An 18597-nucleotide genomic window follows, 5' to 3' on the forward strand; every position below is an offset into this window, starting at 1 on the left:
TTAATCAAATTAAAACTTATCAAGTAAGCTCATCTGCCGTAAACACGGGAGCCGGATTGGAAAGTCCGTCAGTTAAAGGCTCATTCTGGATCATGATAGCGGGATCCTGGTTGAAGAGTTCCTCTGTCTGATTATTAACCGTGTTCTGAGTATTTGTATTAACTATCTCCTGAACATTCTGAAGCGGCTGCTCATTTTGAACGGGCTGTGCATTCTGAACGGGCTGAGCGGCGAATGCATCATTCTGCATAGGCTGTGCGTTCTGAACAGGTGTATATCCGTAACCGTTCTGCATCTGATTGTAAGGCTGCTGAACGTTCTGATTCATATTTGTGTAAGGCTGCCGGAAGTTTCCTGCCATATTCTGATTCATCTGAGCATATGGCTGCTGCATGTTCTGAGCCATTCCCTGAGTCATCTGCATGCCCTGCTGCATTGCCATTCCCTGCTGGAAGGCCATTCCCTGAGGCATAGCCTGCTGCATTGCCTGCATGTTTCTTATATTGATAGCTTCCTCTGCAGTAACGCCGGGAATAAGAGGCATGTCTGTCTTAGACATAAGTTTGATCATCTTGATCGCACGAACAACCATGAATATCTCAAGTCCCAAGAATGCAAGAAGCAAGATCTCCATTTCAGCCATAAGACAGAAATCATAGAAACCGTGGATTGCAACGGGAATCCAGAAAGCCTTGCGAAGATTCATCTTCATGCCTTCCATATTTCCTCTGAGCTCATTGCCCTTGGCAAGTCCGTAATAAACACCCATGAACACACCAAAGATGCAGTGTCCGGGTACTGATAAAATAGCTCTTACAACTCCGACACCAAAACCGCCGGGAAGAACATAAAGTATATTCTCAAGTGTTGCAAATCCCAATGATGCACACACCGAATAAACGATACCGTCAAATGAGAAATTGAATTCCTTATTTTTCCATGTCATCTTCTTTAATACGAAATATTTACCGCCCTCTTCGGCAACACCGACAACAAGGAAAGTCATAAGAAATGTGTAAATAAGATTTCTCGATCCACCCATATTCATAAATGCCAGATCAAGTACATATGTACCGATCGTTTCCAAGATCATTGCTGAAATCGTGGAAAGAACTCCCAAGAAAAACACCAATGCCATAAGCCCGATAGGCTCTTTCTCGACATTGTCTGCCTTGTAGATAACGTACAATAAAACTGCGGCAGGAAGAACTGCCAAAAATGCTAGAATCGTCATTTAATTGTCCCCTTCAACTTTTTTCATAATAATAAATAATTGTCACTTTGGTAATGTTAATATATTTGTAAAGAAATGTCAAGATAAAAAAGCTGCCAACGAGGTTTTTTCGCTGGCAGTTCTTTAATCAGTCTATTTTTAGATTTCTTTACAAAATGTCAGATTTCTTCCACATAATTAACAAATTCCTGAGCATTTAATAAGTCCAATACTTCCTTATGTGAACGTCTTCTGTCAAAATCAATATCCACAATTATTGCTGCGTCCGATGATTGAAGAGTCTTTTCTTTACTCTTGGTCATACTGCTTATCTTACAGTTTTCAGACGATAAGGTTTGGATAAGCTTGTTGACGCCTTTCGCTTTATTAACTTCAACATAAACGCTCATGTACTTGCTGTTATCCTCTACTCGATGACTAAGATGAAGAAGGATGACATTGGCTATCATAACAAGAGCAAAGCATACAACTCCGATTATCAGATAGCCTCCTCCGATAGCCATTCCCATACATGATGTAACCCACAATGAAGCAGCGGTCGTAAGTCCCTTGATCTGCTGTCTTCCGGTAACAAGGATCGTTCCTGCTCCGAGAAAGCCTATACCGCTTACAACACCGGCAGGTATACGGCTAACATCGGCGTTAAGTCCCGGCAACTGTGCAAGATAAACATTAAGTGCTGTTGCGACAGCGGAGCCCAGACTCACTAGCGCAAAAGTCTTGATTCCGGCGCTGTGTCTTTTGACAATTCTCTCCCAACCGATAAGGCTGCCGAAGAATGTCGCCACAACGAGTCTTATTGCAACCGCAATATCATTGGAGCTTTCCAAAAATTCAATAAGTGACCATGCATTCATATAATAATGCTCCGTTCTTAATATTAAAGTGCGTAGAGAGTATTATCCTCAAAGCTGAGGAATACCTCATCTCCCACATTGTATATCTTCTTATTCTTTGGATTGTATTCCTGTATCTTAAGAAGAGTATCACCAACAAGGATATGGTAATCCTGATATGCTCCCATGAAGCATGAATACTTAACGCTTCCTTTAAGCACTCCACTATCTCCAAGTATAGCACCTTCCGGGCGAAGTACAACATTACAATCAGAATTTATCGTTAAATTACCTGTTGCGCAGCTGATCTGTGATCCTGCTATCTCAACCTTATCCTGAGCCGCTACAACACCCTTTAGGAAATTAGCCTCACCGATAAAGTCCGCAACGAACTTATTATTCGGATAATAATATGCTTCCTGAGGAGTTGAGATCTGCTCAACATTGCCGCCGTTCATGATGATAACCTTGTCTGAGATCGCCATAGCCTCACTCTGGTCGTGTGTTACATAGATAGCCGTTATTCCTGCTTCCTGTTGGATTCTTCTTATCTCGGTACGCATCGATACTCTGAGCTTGGCATCAAGGTTTGATAAAGGCTCATCGAACAAAAGAACTCCGGGCTCGATTACAAGCGCTCTTGCAAGAGCAACTCTCTGCTGCTGACCACCTGAAAGCTGATTGGTCATACGGTTTTCCATGCCCTCAAGTCCTACAAGTCCGAGAATATCGGTAACCTTGCGCTTAATAGTCTCTTTGTCCATCTTGCGAAGCTTAAGTCCGTAAGCTACGTTATCAAAGATGTTGTAGTGAGGAAGAAGCGCATAGCTCTGGAATACCATCGCCGTATCACGCTTATTGGGAGTAAGAGCATTGATGGGCTCATTTCCCAAATAGATCTCACCTTCGTCGGGACTCTCAAAGCCCGCGATCATACGAAGCGTTGTTGTCTTACCGCATCCGGAAGGACCGAGCAATGTAACGAAGCTACCGGGCTCAATCTCAAGATTGGCATCCTTTACCGCATAAAAATCTTTTCCTGTCTTAGGATCTTTATAAATTTTTGAAATGTGTTCAAGGCGAACACCCTTTTTCTCTTTAGCCATTTTACACCTCTTTCATTAATCGTTTGTCTGTACTCTGCGGCTTGTTCCGAAATACTTCATAAGTATGTTCATGATAAGAACCGCGCCGTAAGTTATGAGAATAAGAATTGACGCAAACGCGCAGGCAATTCCGTATGCACCCTTCTCTGCAAACTCATTGATCTGTACGGTAATGAGCAGGTACGAAGGTGTAACCAAAAGAATTATCGCACTGATCGCCGTGATGCTTCGTACAAATGAGGTTACGAAACCGCTAAGGAAACTGTCCTTAATAAGAGGAAGCGTCACCGTCATAAATACTTTCAAGCTGTCAGCGCCCATGTCGTAAGCCGATTCCTCAATACTCTTGTCGATCTGACGAAGAGCTGAGATACCGCTTCGTGTTCCGGTAGGAAGGCTTCGAACAACAAATACGATCACCAGTATCGCACCGGTTCCGTATAAGCCCTGAAGAATTCCGCTTCCGAAAAGACCTCCGGAAAAACCTCTGATATATCCGATACCGAGAACCGTACCGGGAACCGCCATGGCAAGCATTGAAACCGCTTCTATAAATCCTTTTGCCTTAAACTTTCTCTTTACAACAAGATAAGAAATGATCATGGACAAAAGAGCTGTGATCGGCGCGGAAATAAGCGACAGGATAAAGCTGTCCTTAAACGCCTTGAAGCCCTTGTACTTTTTAAACACCTGTCCGAACCACTTAAATGTAAGATGGAAATCATATCCCCATGTGCGGAACATCGCTCCGAAAGGAACACAGATGTACATGAGAATAACGAAAATGGCAAGTGCGGAACAAAGTATCGTAAGCGGAACCGTAACGCTCTTATCGGTAATAAGCATACGCTCTCTCGATGCTTTTCCGGAAAGAGTTGCCGTACTCTTAGCCTCCAGATAGTACTTCTGAACAATAAACATAAGAAGTGTTATTCCCAAAAGAACCACAGCCATTGCCGCAGCGCCCTGTTTATCATAAGCACCCGTGATCTGGAGATAGATAGTTGTTGCAAGTGTATCGTAAGAACCACCGATGATCATCGGGTTTGCAAAATCTGCGATAGACTCGATAAAAGTTACGAGAAACGCATTGCCCAGACCCGGAAGAATGAGTGGTAATGTAACCGTCGTAAATACCTTAAATCTGGAAGCTCCCATATCTCTTGCAGCTTCCTCCAAAGATGGATCGATATTCTTAAGGAGACCCTTTAGCATCATATAGCATACCGGGAAGAACGTAAGGGTCTGAACGATCGTAATTCCCCAGAAGCCGTAAACACTGTTATCGTATATCTTTAAAAGGAAACGGGTGATGATACCTGCCTTACCGAAAAGCATGATCATCGATAATGAAAGAACAAATGGTGGTGAAACAACGGGAAGCATGGATACGACTCTGAAAAGTCCCTCCATGAATCTTGTACGAAGCTTGACATACACCTCAACATAGGCAAACAAAAGACCTATGAGAGCCGATGCAATACCAACAAGAAAACCTACCTTCAAAGTATTTGTTATAGCACGTCTGAAATTCGGAAGCGCCATAACACGCTTAAATGTATCGAAAGTAAATCCCGTCTCGGAAACAAAACTGTCCACAAGCAAGATTGCGAGCGGATATAAGATGAAAACTGTCAAAAAAACAATCAAAAGCGCAATGGTCGTAACCATAATGGGATCGGCCATCAGCTTCTTCCTGTCAAGGCTGGCACTTTGACTCTTTGCCATTACTAAGTCCTCCTTGTGAAAATAAATACATTGCGGAATAAATATGGGGCGGATCTATACGCAACCCGCCCCACATAACAATCAAGATTATTCAGTCTGGAAACGATCGTCTGCTGCACTTCCGAGTGCGTTCATAACTTCTTCAACGTACTTGGGAGTATTCTCTTTTGCATCCGCAAAGTCATAATCCATAACGTTATCGGGATTAAGTCCGAACTGAGATGCTACTTCTGGCTGCTTAGCATTGTCGAGTACGAGGAACTGGTATGAACCGTTCTCTGCCGCAAGCTCAACACACTCAGGGCTAAGAGCATACTCAATCCAAAGCTTAGCTGCATTGGGGTGCTTAGCTCCCTTAAAGATAGCTGTTGCACCAACCTCGAATGATGTTCCCGATGAAGGAATGATAAGTCCGATGTTGCCGTATCCGTTATCAACGATCTGTGTAATACCATCGTGAAGGAAACCGATACCAACAATACACTCACCTGTTCCGACATTCTTAGAAGGGCCTGAACCTGACTTTGTATAAACCTCGATATTCTTATCAAGATCTACAAGGTACTGGATACCTTCATCATGTCCGTACTTCTGGATCATTGTGTTAACAACAAGCTTAGCGGTTCCGGCTGTGTTGTAGTTTGAAAGCCAGATGAGACCTTTGTACTCGGGATTAAGAAGATCCTTCCAATCCTGAGGCTGGTCAATATTCATACGCTGAAGCTCATCCATGTTAACCATGAATCCAAGGATTCCTTTATAAATACCATACCAATATCCATCGGCATCACGATATGTATTGCTGATAAGATGGCTGGCGTTCTGTGCCTCATATGCTTCAAGAAGGCCCTCGCTTGCAGCTACGTTATAAGGATCGGTTGTACCGCCGAACCAAACGTCACCTGAAGGATTACCGTTCTCTTCTTCTATCTTACTCTGAACCTCACCGGTTGAAAGTCTCTGGTATGTAACCTTAACTCCGTAGAGTTCCTGGAAGTGCTCACAAGCAGCTGCCAGATACTCTTCTTCACAAGAACCGTAAACGACAAGCTCGCCCTCAGCCTTAGCTGCTTCAATAAGCTCATCTAAGTTCGCTGTATCTCCGGCTTCCTCAGCTTTTGCTTCTTCCTGTGCAGGAGCGTCTGCTTCAGGCTTAGCTTCCTCTGCGGGAGCTGCTTCAGGTGCAGCGGGCGCAGAATTAACACCACATCCAACAACACCGATAGCCATAAGTCCTGCCAATACCATTGCTAATCTCTTTTTCATTATCCTTCTCCTTTCATCAAATAAATATTTGATAATACTATTCTAGGAAAAAGATTAATCTATAAATACCTATATTTCTGTTTAGTTATCCGATTTTCTGAACAAAAAAATGAACCTCCTATAATCCAAAGGTTCATTTTTCATGATATCGGTCTATAAATTCCGGCAGAACCGGGGTTTGACTTTAGTTCAAAAACTCCGACGGTGCGACTTCCGTATAGCGCTTAAAAACGGTGCTGAAATGCTTATAATCGGAAAATCCCGTCATATCCGACACTTCATATACTTTATACTTGCCGGTCTCAAGGAGACGTATTGCCTGCTGAACACGGTACTTATTAAGAAAATCAAGATAGCTTGTGCCTGTTGCCTCTTTAAATTTCCTCGATAAATAACTTCCCGATACTCCAAGCTTTTCAGAAAACTGCTCTATGCTTATCTTCTCGGCATAATGCTCCTTGGTCGCCTCAAGAACATATTTGACATAGTCATTGTCTTTATCCTGCTTGATATATACGGTATCAATATCTTCAAAGGATCTTTGCTTTTTGGAAAACTCCTTGAACCTGTACTCCTTCTCAAGTTCAGCGATTATCTTCTCAACATCTTTTTTAAGTTCATCCTCCGAGGCAGGCTTCATAAGATATGCGGAAACATCAAGATCTATCGCTGCTTTGGCATATTCAAAATCCGCATAGCTTGTCAGTATAATACTCTTAAAATCTCCGATGCCTCTTTTCTTGGCTTCTCTTATCATCTCTATTCCGTCCATAACGGGCATCATGATATCCGCAAGAACGATGTCGGGCTCAAGCTCTTTTATCTTATCAAGCCCCTCTTTTCCGTTGCAGGCTTCTCCCGCGATGGTGCATCCCATGCCCATCCAGTCCATCGTATATGCAATTCCTTTTCTGATGATATCCTCATCTTCAACGATCAAAACTCTGTACATTGTAAAACACCTCTGTGATCAATCAAATAATCTTCTCCTCGCCTACGCGCTTTGGAACAGTTATCCTTACAAGCGTTCCCGCATTCTTTTTACTTGAAATATCAAGCCCGAAATCACCGTTATACATAAGGCCGATCCTTCGATGAATGTTGTAAATACCGTAGTGGGACGATGTATTGTTTTCTGCCTTAAGATTGTTCCTGATCTCCTCCAGAAGCTCCTCATCAATTCCCGCGCCGTCATCCTCACAGATAAATATCAGTTTCTCCTGCATCTGGTAACCTCTGATACTTACCGTCAATTTCTCTTGTCCGTTAAAACCGTATTTAACGGCATTCTCCAAAAGAGGCTGTATAAGAAGCTTAGGGATCAGGCAATCCATAATATCATCCTGAACCTCTATCGAATACGCAAAACGCTTATTAAATCTGATCTGCAGGATATTCAGGTAATACTGCAAATGATCAAGGTCCTCTTTTACCGTTACCTCTTCTCTTACTTCCTTGATACTGTAGCGCAAAAGTCCCGATAACGACACTATCATCTTATCTGCCGCGGCCGCATCGATCCTTGCCATAAACCTTATATTATCAAGCGTATTAAAAATAAAGTGCGGATTAAACTGGCTCTCAAGCTGCTTAACCTGCGAAAAGGCAACGTTCTCCGCAAGCTCTTTATTCCTTCCTATCTGCTCCTTAAGTCCTTCCAGCATCTCGTTAAAGTCATCACCGATTGTCTGAAATTCCTTGCTGCTGTGAATATCAAGATTGACATCTAGCTTACCTTTTTGGACCTCTTCAAAAGCATCTTCGATTTTTTTGATATCTTTCGTGTATCTTACAGAGCTTATGGCCGTGCTCTTTACAGTGATAAGCGCGATTGCAAGGAAGATCACCGTGATAATGGCAATTATCGCCCATATCAAATGTACGCTTCTGTTGACATCATTTACGGTATAGACTATAAGTCCCTTTTTAAGCTCAGTTCTGTACGAATAATAGAGATTGCCGTCAAGCTTAACAAAGCCGACTTCGGAGCTTATCGTATTGTCTATCTGTCCAAACACATCCTGAAGTCCTCTGGTATTTGCCGTATATACCCATCCGTGCTTGTCTGTTATGATCACGTATCTGTTCTGATTACTTATAACGGATGACATTACTTCTTTCGGAATAATGTACACAACCGCAGCCTGCAATCTGCCGCCTTCATAAATACCTTTTGAAACGCAGAGATTACCGCTGTACAAAGTGACCTTAGTCTGTCCTTTATATGTAGTTATCACATTCCAGATTCCCCAGTTCGAATACTCGGACTGCGTCAGAAATGCCGGTACATGATCCTTACTTGAAAAAAGAGCTTCCATAGAAGGCGACATAATAAGTAGATTTCCGATGTCACCATACTCTGATGTACACTCGTACAATATTCTGAAAACATCGTTTCCCGATACATCATAGTCTTCTTTTTTGATCTCGGAAGCGACCTTATCAACCATGCTGCAATACACATCAAGCTTACCCGCTATCTCTTCGCTTGCCGCCTTGTTTTCCTGTTCATTTGATGATGCCATAAAGGTAAGCCAGGAAAAGACAAACAGTATCAGCGCAGCCATAACGATCGCAGCAACGGGAACGATAGAAAATCTTATGAAGGTTCTTCTTATATTTTCCTGAAAGGAGCGCACTTCTTTAGCCATTGCCGTCCTCCTTCCGGATCCTGTTAAATTCTTCTATCCACGTATTTTTACTTTCAATAACTTTATTTCTGTCTACGGGAAGATTGTTTATCTTATACCTCGGAACAACAAGGATCGATGATTCAACATCTCTTCTCACAGACCTTCTTCCGAGGTCGCTTGCCATATATTGCTGCGCATCCTTGGATGTCATAAAGTCCGCAAACTTTTTGGCATTTTCAAGTCTTTTGGAATTCTTGGAAATATAGATTCCATCGGGAGTCATTACCACTCCCTCATTCATATAAACAATACTTACATGCTTATCGCTTTTAAGCATGGTAACGGCAGCCTCTTCAAAGGTAAGGCCCACCGCATACTTACCGTTGGCAACGCCCTGATATACGACAGAAGAACTCTCAAGAAGATTACCGTCAAGCTGCGAAATAAAGCTTTTCACATAATTCCATCCGTTTTCGGGCTCTCCGTCACCCATCGCATAGAGCATATTTACAAGGTGCTCAAAAGAAGACGACGATCTTCCGGGATCTGCAAACGCTATTTTCCCTTTAAGCGCCGGATTCAAAAGATCCTTATATCCCAATATACTGATATCGCCTATAAGATCGGTGTTGACCATAAGAACACTCGGCACATCGGAAAAGCATGTTACCGTGCCTGCCTCATTGGTAAACGCATACATAAAGTCTTTTTTGTTGGGAGTTTCATAAGAATAGAAATTATCTAAGTAAGGGCCGACCGAAAGAAGAGATCCGCCCCACATAATATCAACATTTTCATCATTAACTATGCTGTCTATCGCTGCGGACGTTCCCATACTTTTAAGGTCCACGGAAATGTCCGTCTCGTTTTCAAATTCCTGGATAAGAGGAATCATAAACTCTATGGGATGCGGCGAAACGACAACAAGCTTATCGCCCTCCACAACCTCATAGCTTCTTCCTCTCCAATCAATATATATGACAAGCGCAGCGATCAAAATAACAACTAAAGCTGCAATACCCCACTTTTTCATACACTAAGTTCCTTACCCCAAAGCTGATCATTCTTTTTTAAGCAGCTCGACAAATTGCTCCTTGGAAAGCGGAACAGACAGATAACTGCCAAAAATATAATCAGCATAAATATCCTCTATCATATCATAGTATTCCAAAGATTCTACTCCCGTAATAAGAACCTTTTTTCCGAGCTCTTTTATCATCTGTGCTTTATTTCCGAGAGTGATGCGGCCTTGCGACATTCCCATCTTTTCAATAAAAGATTTCATGTTAAGGATAACTCCGTCGAATCCCGGAATGTTATCATCCTTGTCATCGAGATAGCTTATCCTGTAGTCTCCGAGGAATACTCGAATATCACTCTTTTTAAGCTCTTTTTGGGCATAAAGAGCCTTCTCTGCATAGGCATCGACAATATTCTGACTTATGTCGACAGCTACACCCGTAACATCGATATTGTACTTCGCAACAAGCCTTGTAATTGCGTTAGTCATATCTTCATTGAGGACTTTCTGTGAGAGCGCATGAATAAGCATCAGGTCAAAAGAGCCCGATACAGCCTCTTCAAACTCGCCGTCAAGGAAATCAAAGATGTCCTCGATCATCATCTTTTGCATGACTTCTTCCAGATTATATTTCTCCGCAACACTTATAAGCTCTTCAAAAGAAACCTCACCTATATCGGTATCTTCAAGAGCGATCAGCGCTTCCGCTCCCTTAAGCTTTCTACCCTCCTTGGAAAAAATGGGTTTGTATTTTACCTTAAAGTGTCTGGTGTTGATGCCTCTTACGATTGCTTTTTCAATATCAATCCTTCTCTGAACTTCATCAAGATCATGCCACATGTAGACGTTTCCGTAGTCATTGTCACTGATGGAAGATTCTCCAAGAAGCAAGATGTCCTCTGTGCTCTTAAACATATCCGGTGAGCTTACGCAAAGGATAACGGGATTCACATATATCTCCTGTTTCTTTACCTTAAAGCTCTTATCGAACCTTGTCTTTATGTCAAATATCAGCTTCTTGACTTCCTTTTCATGCTCTTTGGGACAGATGATGTAGAAACAGGAAATCTCATCGGTATAAACATCGAATTTATCGGCAGCAACAAACAGATACTTGGCGATCTCATGCTTAACAAGCTCAAAACAGTCGTATCCTACGATAGTCTGATAGAGCTCGACATTTTCGATTCGAATGCAGATAACATGGAATTCTTTTTTTAATAAGATATTCTTATCAAGGTCGGTCATAAGTGCATTCCTGTTATAAAGACCCGTGATGGAATCCGCCCTGTCATCGTCTTTTTCCAGAATGATCATTATTCCCATCAGTCCCACTGCTTCACACAAAAGCTCGCAGTTAAATGCAGGGAACAGCATCTGAACAACGATTCCCACAATGGCGAGTGCAAGGAAATAGACAAGTGCTATCTTTTTAAGCTTATCTATATTGGTCCAATACATCACAAGCGTAACGATACACAAAATAAAATAGAGCGCACTGATCACGTATGCTATATAAACAGCTATTCCTCTGTGAAAAATAAGATCGGAATTTGCATAAAAGGTAAGCTTTGTAAACGGATTGGAAAATACAAGAAGCTCAAGGATAGCCACAGGTATGCCGATTATCGAAAAAAGTTTTCCGGTAAACAAATGATGAATGCCGCAAACTCTTATAATGTAACAGTAAAAGATCGGCATCATAAGAAAATGCGTTGAATAATAAATATATTTGGGAAAATAGCACAGAGTTATCCTGATAAAATACGGCGCGGAAGAAATGTAAGAAATAGTTGATACTATTCCCGTTATCGAATCCAAAAATACTATAAAAAGAAGCGCAATAAGAAGGCGGTTCCTAGCATTCTTTTTCTTCCTGATAACAACCATGCATAAAATACTTGTTAAACTGACTGCCAGAGAAGCTATTACAAAATTAAGGCTTCCCGGTAAATTTCCCTCAAGCATATTTTTTCCCTTTTTATTCTAAGAAAAAGATCTATAGCTCATCATAAAAGATCGGGCCGTCTTTTTCGACGTTTTTACCGCTTCCGTGTACCTTAAAGAGCTTATCGATATCACCTATTCCGTCCTCGGTTCCGGCCTGAACGACTTTCGCATTAAGCGTAGCTATCCTGCCTCTGTAGGTCCAAAACTCTTTAAATCTTCCATATATTTCTTCGGCAGTTTTCTTGGCTCTTTTTTCCGAGATCTCAGGACAGACCACAAAGAAACTGTTCACGCCGACTCTGTATACATCATACTTTTCACTCAAGGATTTAAGGAACTTAACGACCTCTGTAAGTATCTTTTCATAATCCGTGTAAGTAAGCAGTCTTCGCAGTATTTCCTCATTGAGTATGTCTATGAATATAACATCGAAAGGTCTCTTATATTTGAAATAGATCATCATATCATTTATAAGAGCATTCCTGTTATATGCCTTGGTCGTATAATCCCTTCTGTCATCATCGTTTTCAAGGACGACCATCATTCCCATTGCACCTATTGCCTCACACAACAGCTCGCAGCTTATATTGGGAAAGACCATCTGTATAAGGGTTCCGATAAGAACGAGGATGTAAAAAAAGATTACCGCGATCTGCTCCAGTCTCTTTAACAGATCCCAATATAAATAGATAAATACGGCAGACAATATGAAATACAGACCACCTATGATGTAAACAACATAGACGCCCCATTCTCTTGAATATACTAGATTGTCGTCGATGGTATAGATAAGATGGAACCATGGATTGGAAAGAATCATGAATTCCGAGATCAAAAAAGGCAAGTGGACGGCGACCACTCTCCAGCCTCTTATCTTGTGCTCCACACCGCATTTGAGCATGGTGTATCTTGCGATAATCGGAGCGATGGCAAAGTGGCTTGAGAAGTAGAGCATCTCGTTTAGATTGCGAAGAAAAAGCGCGGTCTCGTGTGCCATATCGTAACCGCGTATAATTTCGCCATAGATAGCGGAAAAAGCATCTATGGCGAGAATAATAATAAGCGAATTAAATAATCTGTTTCTGAATTTGAGCCTGCTGGGAATTATCAGCTTGTAAATGATGCAAGTAACACTGACAATAAGTGCCGACAGGTTGTAAGCAATTACACCGAATGTCTGATCACTAAACATAACGCTACCCCACGTCGCGTTTCCTTCGTCATACGGGAATAAGATCCCTGTACCATCTCAGTGCCGAAAGATATGCTTCATAAACTTTTTTCATATCCATGTTTCCAAGAACCATAAGTCTTGAAACTTCTGTCCAATCCGCATCCTCATATTTCTTGATAAATTCAAGAACGGGTGCAAACTCTCCCTTTCCCTCAAGAAGAGCACTTCTGACGTTCTTGGATACAACTACCATATCAAGCGCTTCCTCCATAGTCTTCTCAAGCATGATATCAAGTGCTGAGAAAAGTCCCATAAGGAACAGCTCCGGAGCCTGCATTGCCATCTCAAATACTTCCGCGAGATTCTCCGCAAATTTGGCTCTTATCATTACAAGCCTTGTGATCTCAGAAGGCTTGTCCGAACACAATTCTTTCGTAACTGCCGTGTTGATCCACCTTTTAAGTTCTTTCTGACCGAGCATCGCAGCCGCGTGTCTTATCGATGTGATCTCGGAATTAAGAGCCATTCTGTTTACTATCTCAAGAAGCGAGATAACAAGCGCCGGGTCTTTTCCGATAACATCAGCCGCATCGGTAAGATCATAGTCCGGTGCATTTACAACGTTAAGAAGCTCTATATAGTTGACCTTCAAAGGATTGACCTGCTTTTCAGAATGCGTGATCGGCATTCTGAAAAAACTTCCTTCATAAAGGTCGTATCCGCCGTCCTTCGTGAGCATCTCATAATCTTCCTGAGAATCCACATTGACAACGCAAAGTTTAATATTGGGATATACATTACTGAAATAGATCTTAGCTTTGGATATATCGATCTTGGCGTGATTAAGGAAAATATAGTCACACAGATTCAAGATCTGTTTGTAGGGCTCAAAGCAAGATATCGGAAGCTTCCTTATCGCAAGCTTGTAACCTTGTTGCTTAAGTTCTTTTACTCTCTTGATAAAATTCTCTTCGGGTAAAATGGAGTTGTCCATCAAAAGGACAACCTTATTTGCGGGAACCGTACACTGAAGTGAAATCTCTGCAAATAACGAAAATTGATTTATCGGAACAAATACTTCTTTTCCGCCTGAAAGAGTGCCTACGCCCATACTGCTTACTACTTCAAGCTCATGAACCGTACCGGCACCGTCAAATCTCGCTCCACCCTCCATTTCGGGGTTTAAAAAGTGGTTTTCCTTTCGAGCAAAAACAGAATAAGCACATACTGACATTTTCTCGTCAAACAAAGGAATCAACGTTGCAAGCATTAATTTCTCCTTTCTCGTTTACACAAGATAAATTACCACTCATTAATATTTTAACCCATTATTGCGATTTAACCAAGATTTTTTATATTATTTCGTTATTTTTCGTACGTGGTTCTATCAATTATAAACTTAGGTCTGCCCTTTACTTCCTCGTATATCTTGGAAATATAAAAGCCTATGATGCCCAGTCCGAGCATGATAGCAGAACTTGTCAGACACTGAAGTATGATAACTGTCGTAAATCCTTCCTTGGCGGTTCCCATAAAGTACCTGACCAAAGCCTCTATTATTGAATAAAGTCCAAGTCCGAATACAAGAACACCAAGTAATGTCACGATCTGAAGCGGAGCTGATGTAAATGAAGAGATATTGGTCACGGCATATTTAATAAGAGCTCTGGTGCTCCACTTGGAAGTGCCGGCTTCCCTCTCTCTTACATCGTATTCAACTTCTGTGGATTTAAAACCGATCCAGGAAGAAAGAGCTCTAAAGAACGCATTCTTCTCATTCATATTAAGAAGGACATTGACTGCCTTTCTGTCGAGGAGCTTGAAATCTGAAGCTCTGGACATGTCAAAGCCCACAGCATCGGTCATGATATTGTAAAAGCTCTTGGCTGCAAATCTGTGCAGTCCGCTCTCTTTGCCTCTACTGGCCTTAACGCCTTCCACTATCTCATAGCCCTGTTCCCAGAGTCTGTACATCTCGACGATCTTTTCCGGCGGATGCTGAAGATCGCAATCTATAACAACCGCGCAGTCGCCTTTTGATTCATACAGACCCGCAAAGATAGCGGATTCTTTTCCGAAATTTCTGGAAAAGCATACACCCTTGACGAGAGGATTCTTCCTAGCTTCATCTTCTATAACAGTCCAGGTATTGTCCTTGGAACCGTCGTTTATAAAAAGAAGCTCGTGTTCTATTCCGGCTTCTTTCAATATCTTCTCTATTGTCTGTGAGGTCTTTGGGATCATTTCCTCTTCATTGTATGCGGGTATAACTACAGAAAGCACTGCAGAGTCCTCCATTCATAAGAATTGTATCTGTGGCTCATTATACCATAAATAAGCATCAAAAAAACAAGAAATGATACAAAATATTCAGTGCCGGTGCTGGTTTGAATACTTTTATTGTGATAAAATTTTATATATATAATTGAATATATCTAAATAAATTTTTCTTTTGCGAAAGGAATCAAATAATATGAATGCTGAACAATATCGTAGAGCAAACAAATGCAGCTTTATTGTATGTATGATAGTTCTGGCTTGCGGACTGTTTCTTACCGTCTTTTCTTTTGCACATAACGGACCGAGTATCGGGCGTATCGCTATCATACTTTCAACAGTCGTTTCCGCCGTTATGATCATCGTAGGAAATTACAAATTCAGCACTGTAAAAGCAGGTTCCATCCTTATCATGGGCGGTGCAACACTATTTTATCTGGTATTTCTTATCGCTGAAGACAACATAATATACTTTGCGTTCGGACTTCCGATACTTATCTGCAGCATCATCTATCTTAACGTAAGACTGTGCAGAATCGGAATATCCGCAATCTGCTTTTCTTACGTCGTTCTGGTCATAAAGACATTTATTTCAACGGGCGGACTTGATGTTAATCTACTTCCCGTGTTCATCACCCTGGCTCTTGCTTTTGTGGCAAGCCTTTCGGTTGTAGGCCTTCTCACTAGCTTTAACAGAGAAAACAATCTCGTCATCAGCTCCAACGCAGAAAAGACACTCGCAACGGGTAACAGCATGGCAGAGATTGCCAACAGCATAACGGATCTGTTCAATTCTTCACAGGAAGATCTTATGAGCCTTCAAGACATTATAGAAACACAGCACTCAGGTATGACGGATATCGCTACCAGCATGGAGAGCACCGCCCAGTCTATTACAAAGCAGGCTGAAAAGGTTCAGCAGATTCAGGAGCAGACGGATTCTACCGAGAAGCACAGAATTGAAATGAGTGCCGCTTCCGACAGCACGCAGAATGCTATCACGGAAGGTGTTCGTGTCATTGAAGATCTTAAGGTTAAATCAGAGGATGTATCAAAAGCCAGCAGGATAACAGTTGATGCTACTCAGGCCGTTATGAACAAAGTTGAAGCGGTTCAGAACATTGTCGGTTCCATCATGTCTATTTCAACGCAGACCAATCTGCTTGCTCTTAATGCAAGTATAGAGGCTGCAAGAGCCGGAGAAGCCGGAAAAGGCTTTGCCGTTGTTGCCAACAACGTTCGTGAACTCGCTGCCGAGACCAATACTGCATCAACAGAGATAACAAGCATCATTGCAGAGCTCAATGAAGAAGTACATAAAGCTATTTCCAGCATAGACGAAACCGTAAATACAGTCAGCGAGCAGAACGAAATGATCGAATCTGTCGGAGAAAGCTTCAACAGCATCAATGAAAACGTAACCGAGATGCTCTCACGCTTTGCCGAGATTGCTGAAGGCATGAAAGCTATCGCAGCGTCAACGACCGAGATCAACGACAGCATATCCAATCTCTCCGCAACAAGTGAAGAAGTCGCTTCTCTTTCCAATGAAGGCGCTCAGGCTTCCGAGCAGGCGGTTGAGAAATTCGAAGCATTTAAGATGATACTTCTCAATATCTTCCAGGAAGCAAATAAGCTAAGAGATATGCAGACAAACTGATATCAAGAAGCATAATAATATGTGGCATTGGGACCGGATCTCAATGCCACTTTTTTATGCAAAATAATAATCGTAATTCCGTTTATAAAATTTTCATAATTATTGACACAAAAAGGTTAACTTTTTAATTAAAAATACGATATAATTATAAATAACAGATAAATACGGTCATGTAATTATCTGACTATTTACGGAAGGAGGAAATACGTGTATGACAGCTACATACGACATCAGAACAGAAGTAATGGACTGCATCCGAAAGGATTTCGATAATGAATATTATCCCGATCCCGAGAAAGTAGCTCGAGTTACCGGTTTACCATTGGGAATTGTTTTTGATATGCTCATTGAGCTCAAACATCAGGGTCAACTTGGAAAACATTGATCATTTATATAAATGAATGGAGAATACAATGGAAGATCTGGTAAATTAAAGGTCCTATGCCGTCGTGAGCATAGGACCTCTTCTTTTGTCTATTATGAGCTTTTTACAACATCTCCACAGATTCATGTGAAAAGTCTGCTTTTCCGTCTTCATAGAGTTTTTTTACAAATTCTATTGCCCTTCTTCCCGATTCTTCGATCGGAACATTAACGCTGTAGATATACTCAATCCTGTCTCCGCTTGTAAGCACAAAATTAACCTGTGTTCCGCTGATCGTACCGTCGCCCAGATCCATGGGTTTGACTTCCACCGAACTTACTTCTTTGACTACTCCTTCTCCAAAAAGTACTCTCATAGCGTTACCCTCCTTACAATTCGTGGTATCACTATTCTATCATTAAATAAATGTAATTGCGATATTCTTTGGACTTTTTGCTTATATATGCTATACTAATTTCTGTGTTAATTAATCCGTAATAATAATTATAGTAGATATAGGAGACTTCCGTTCATGAATATATGTAAAAAAATAGGCTCTTTAGCCATCGTATTAACTCTCAGTACAACTGCGCTCTTAGGCTGCGCATCACAGGAAAGAACGGCTGCCAAGGAGACAGTAACCGCATTCCTTGATATTGTAAAGAGCGGTACCAATGATAATATCGAACAGTACGCCACCAAGGAAGTTACAAGCGGCGAGTTCGTAAAGACTTTCGATTCTGAATATCTGATCGAACAGTTCAAGCAGGGGCTCGAGACGGAGGAACTTGATTCTGAGACTTCTACCCTTCTTAATGAGCTATATTCCAAGATATCCGGAATGGTCACCGGCTATGAAATTACCAAAGTAAGTATAGATAAGAAAAATACCGCTAATGCGATAGTTAAGATAAATACCGAGTTTCCGGTAAATATCTTCGGAAGCGACGAGACAACCGCCAAGATCAAGGAAGCTGCTGAGAATTATCACGCAGAGCACGATGAGGAAATCTCCAAAATGTACGAAGACCTTGGTAAAGAAGAAGCCGAAGCACAGTTATATCAAAAGAGAATTCAGATTGTAGTTGATACATATAACAAGATAATCTCGGAAGCTAAGCCTGAGACATATGCAATTGTTCTTTCTCTTGAGAAGAATACAGAAACCGATTCCTGGAACGTAACCAGTGTTTCGTCTTTTGACAGTTCGGTAAACGGTAAGACGGAAGCTGCAACGGAAACCGCACCGGCAGGCGACAATTCATCCGAAGAAGCCAGTTCCGCCGAGGAAGCAAGTTCCGCTGCTCCCGATGAAGCCGAAACAGAATCAAGTGATAACTAAAAAATA

16 protein-coding genes are annotated in these 18597 nt (G+C 41.6%); 3 read left to right on the top strand and 13 right to left on the bottom strand.

What is annotated here, in order from left to right; genetic code table 11:
* Window positions 1–19: 19 nt before the first annotated feature.
* From D6856_RS01330 to D6856_RS01385, 12 genes are all read right to left on the bottom strand, one after another.
* Entirely contained in the window at window positions 20–1234 is a 1215-nt protein-coding gene (locus tag D6856_RS01330; protein WP_120685414.1) for a PrsW family glutamic-type intramembrane protease, read from the bottom strand.
* Between the two features lie 158 nt (window positions 1235–1392).
* Complete coding sequence (locus D6856_RS01335; protein WP_120685415.1) at window positions 1393–2091, bottom strand: MgtC/SapB family protein; 699 nt, start codon at window positions 2089–2091, stop codon at window positions 1393–1395.
* 23 nt (window positions 2092–2114) lie between these two features.
* The gene (locus tag D6856_RS01340) at window positions 2115–3176 is read right to left on the bottom strand and encodes an ABC transporter ATP-binding protein (protein ID WP_092243700.1); all 1062 of its coding nucleotides are present in this window, start codon (window positions 3174–3176) and stop codon (window positions 2115–2117) included.
* Between the two features lie 15 nt (window positions 3177–3191).
* Complete coding sequence (locus D6856_RS01345) at window positions 3192–4904, bottom strand: ABC transporter permease (protein WP_120685416.1); 1713 nt, start codon at window positions 4902–4904, stop codon at window positions 3192–3194.
* Window positions 4905–4991: 87 nt separating this feature from the next.
* Window positions 4992–6170: an ABC transporter substrate-binding protein gene (locus D6856_RS01350; RefSeq protein WP_120685417.1), complete on the bottom strand. Its 1179-nt coding sequence runs from the start codon at window positions 6168–6170 to the stop codon at window positions 4992–4994.
* A 184-nt stretch (window positions 6171–6354) separates the two neighbouring features.
* Complete coding sequence (locus D6856_RS01355) at window positions 6355–7122, bottom strand: response regulator transcription factor (RefSeq protein WP_120685418.1); 768 nt, start codon at window positions 7120–7122, stop codon at window positions 6355–6357.
* A gap of 22 nt (window positions 7123–7144) precedes the next feature.
* Window positions 7145–8821, bottom strand: coding sequence for a sensor histidine kinase (locus tag D6856_RS01360; protein ID WP_120685419.1), 1677 nt, complete (start codon window positions 8819–8821; stop codon window positions 7145–7147).
* Complete coding sequence (locus tag D6856_RS01365) at window positions 8814–9836, bottom strand: extracellular solute-binding protein (protein WP_120685420.1); 1023 nt, start codon at window positions 9834–9836, stop codon at window positions 8814–8816. The genes D6856_RS01360 and D6856_RS01365 overlap by 8 nt, the downstream gene beginning before the upstream one ends.
* 27 nt (window positions 9837–9863) lie before the next feature.
* Window positions 9864–11792, bottom strand: a complete 1929-nt coding sequence (locus D6856_RS01370) for an EAL domain-containing protein (protein WP_120685421.1) — start codon at window positions 11790–11792, stop codon at window positions 9864–9866.
* Between the two features lie 31 nt (window positions 11793–11823).
* The gene (locus tag D6856_RS01375; RefSeq protein ID WP_120685422.1) at window positions 11824–12966 is read right to left on the bottom strand and encodes a hypothetical protein; all 1143 of its coding nucleotides are present in this window, start codon (window positions 12964–12966) and stop codon (window positions 11824–11826) included.
* Window positions 12967–12994: 28 nt separating this feature from the next.
* Window positions 12995–14218: an EAL and HDOD domain-containing protein gene (locus D6856_RS01380; protein ID WP_120685423.1), complete on the bottom strand. Its 1224-nt coding sequence runs from the start codon at window positions 14216–14218 to the stop codon at window positions 12995–12997.
* A gap of 95 nt (window positions 14219–14313) precedes the next feature.
* Window positions 14314–15231 carry a glycosyltransferase family 2 protein gene (locus tag D6856_RS01385; RefSeq protein WP_330543865.1) on the bottom strand — a complete coding sequence of 306 codons (918 nt, stop codon included), beginning with the start codon at window positions 15229–15231 and terminating at the stop codon, window positions 14314–14316.
* Window positions 15232–15421: 190 nt separating this feature from the next.
* Between D6856_RS01385 and D6856_RS01390 the strand changes: the two genes are divergently transcribed.
* Both D6856_RS01390 and D6856_RS15115 read left to right on the top strand, forming a co-directional pair.
* Entirely contained in the window at window positions 15422–16885 is a 1464-nt protein-coding gene (locus D6856_RS01390; protein WP_120685425.1) for a methyl-accepting chemotaxis protein, read from the top strand.
* 211 nt (window positions 16886–17096) lie between these two features.
* The gene (locus D6856_RS15115) at window positions 17097–17270 is read left to right on the top strand and encodes a hypothetical protein (RefSeq protein WP_158588790.1); all 174 of its coding nucleotides are present in this window, start codon (window positions 17097–17099) and stop codon (window positions 17268–17270) included.
* A 103-nt stretch (window positions 17271–17373) separates the two neighbouring features.
* Here D6856_RS15115 and D6856_RS01395 read toward each other — a convergent pair whose 3' ends face one another.
* A complete protein-coding gene (locus D6856_RS01395) occupies window positions 17374–17625 on the bottom strand; it encodes a hypothetical protein (protein WP_092243752.1) in 252 nt (83 codons plus the stop codon).
* 156 nt (window positions 17626–17781) lie between these two features.
* Here D6856_RS01395 and D6856_RS01400 point away from each other — a divergent pair, with 156 nt between their 5' ends.
* The gene (locus D6856_RS01400) at window positions 17782–18591 is read left to right on the top strand and encodes a hypothetical protein (RefSeq protein WP_120685426.1); all 810 of its coding nucleotides are present in this window, start codon (window positions 17782–17784) and stop codon (window positions 18589–18591) included.
* Window positions 18592–18597: the final 6 nt, after the last annotated feature.

This window comes from Butyrivibrio sp. XB500-5 (genome assembly GCF_003625505.1).
In the GTDB taxonomy this organism is placed as follows: domain Bacteria; phylum Bacillota; class Clostridia; order Lachnospirales; family Lachnospiraceae; genus Butyrivibrio.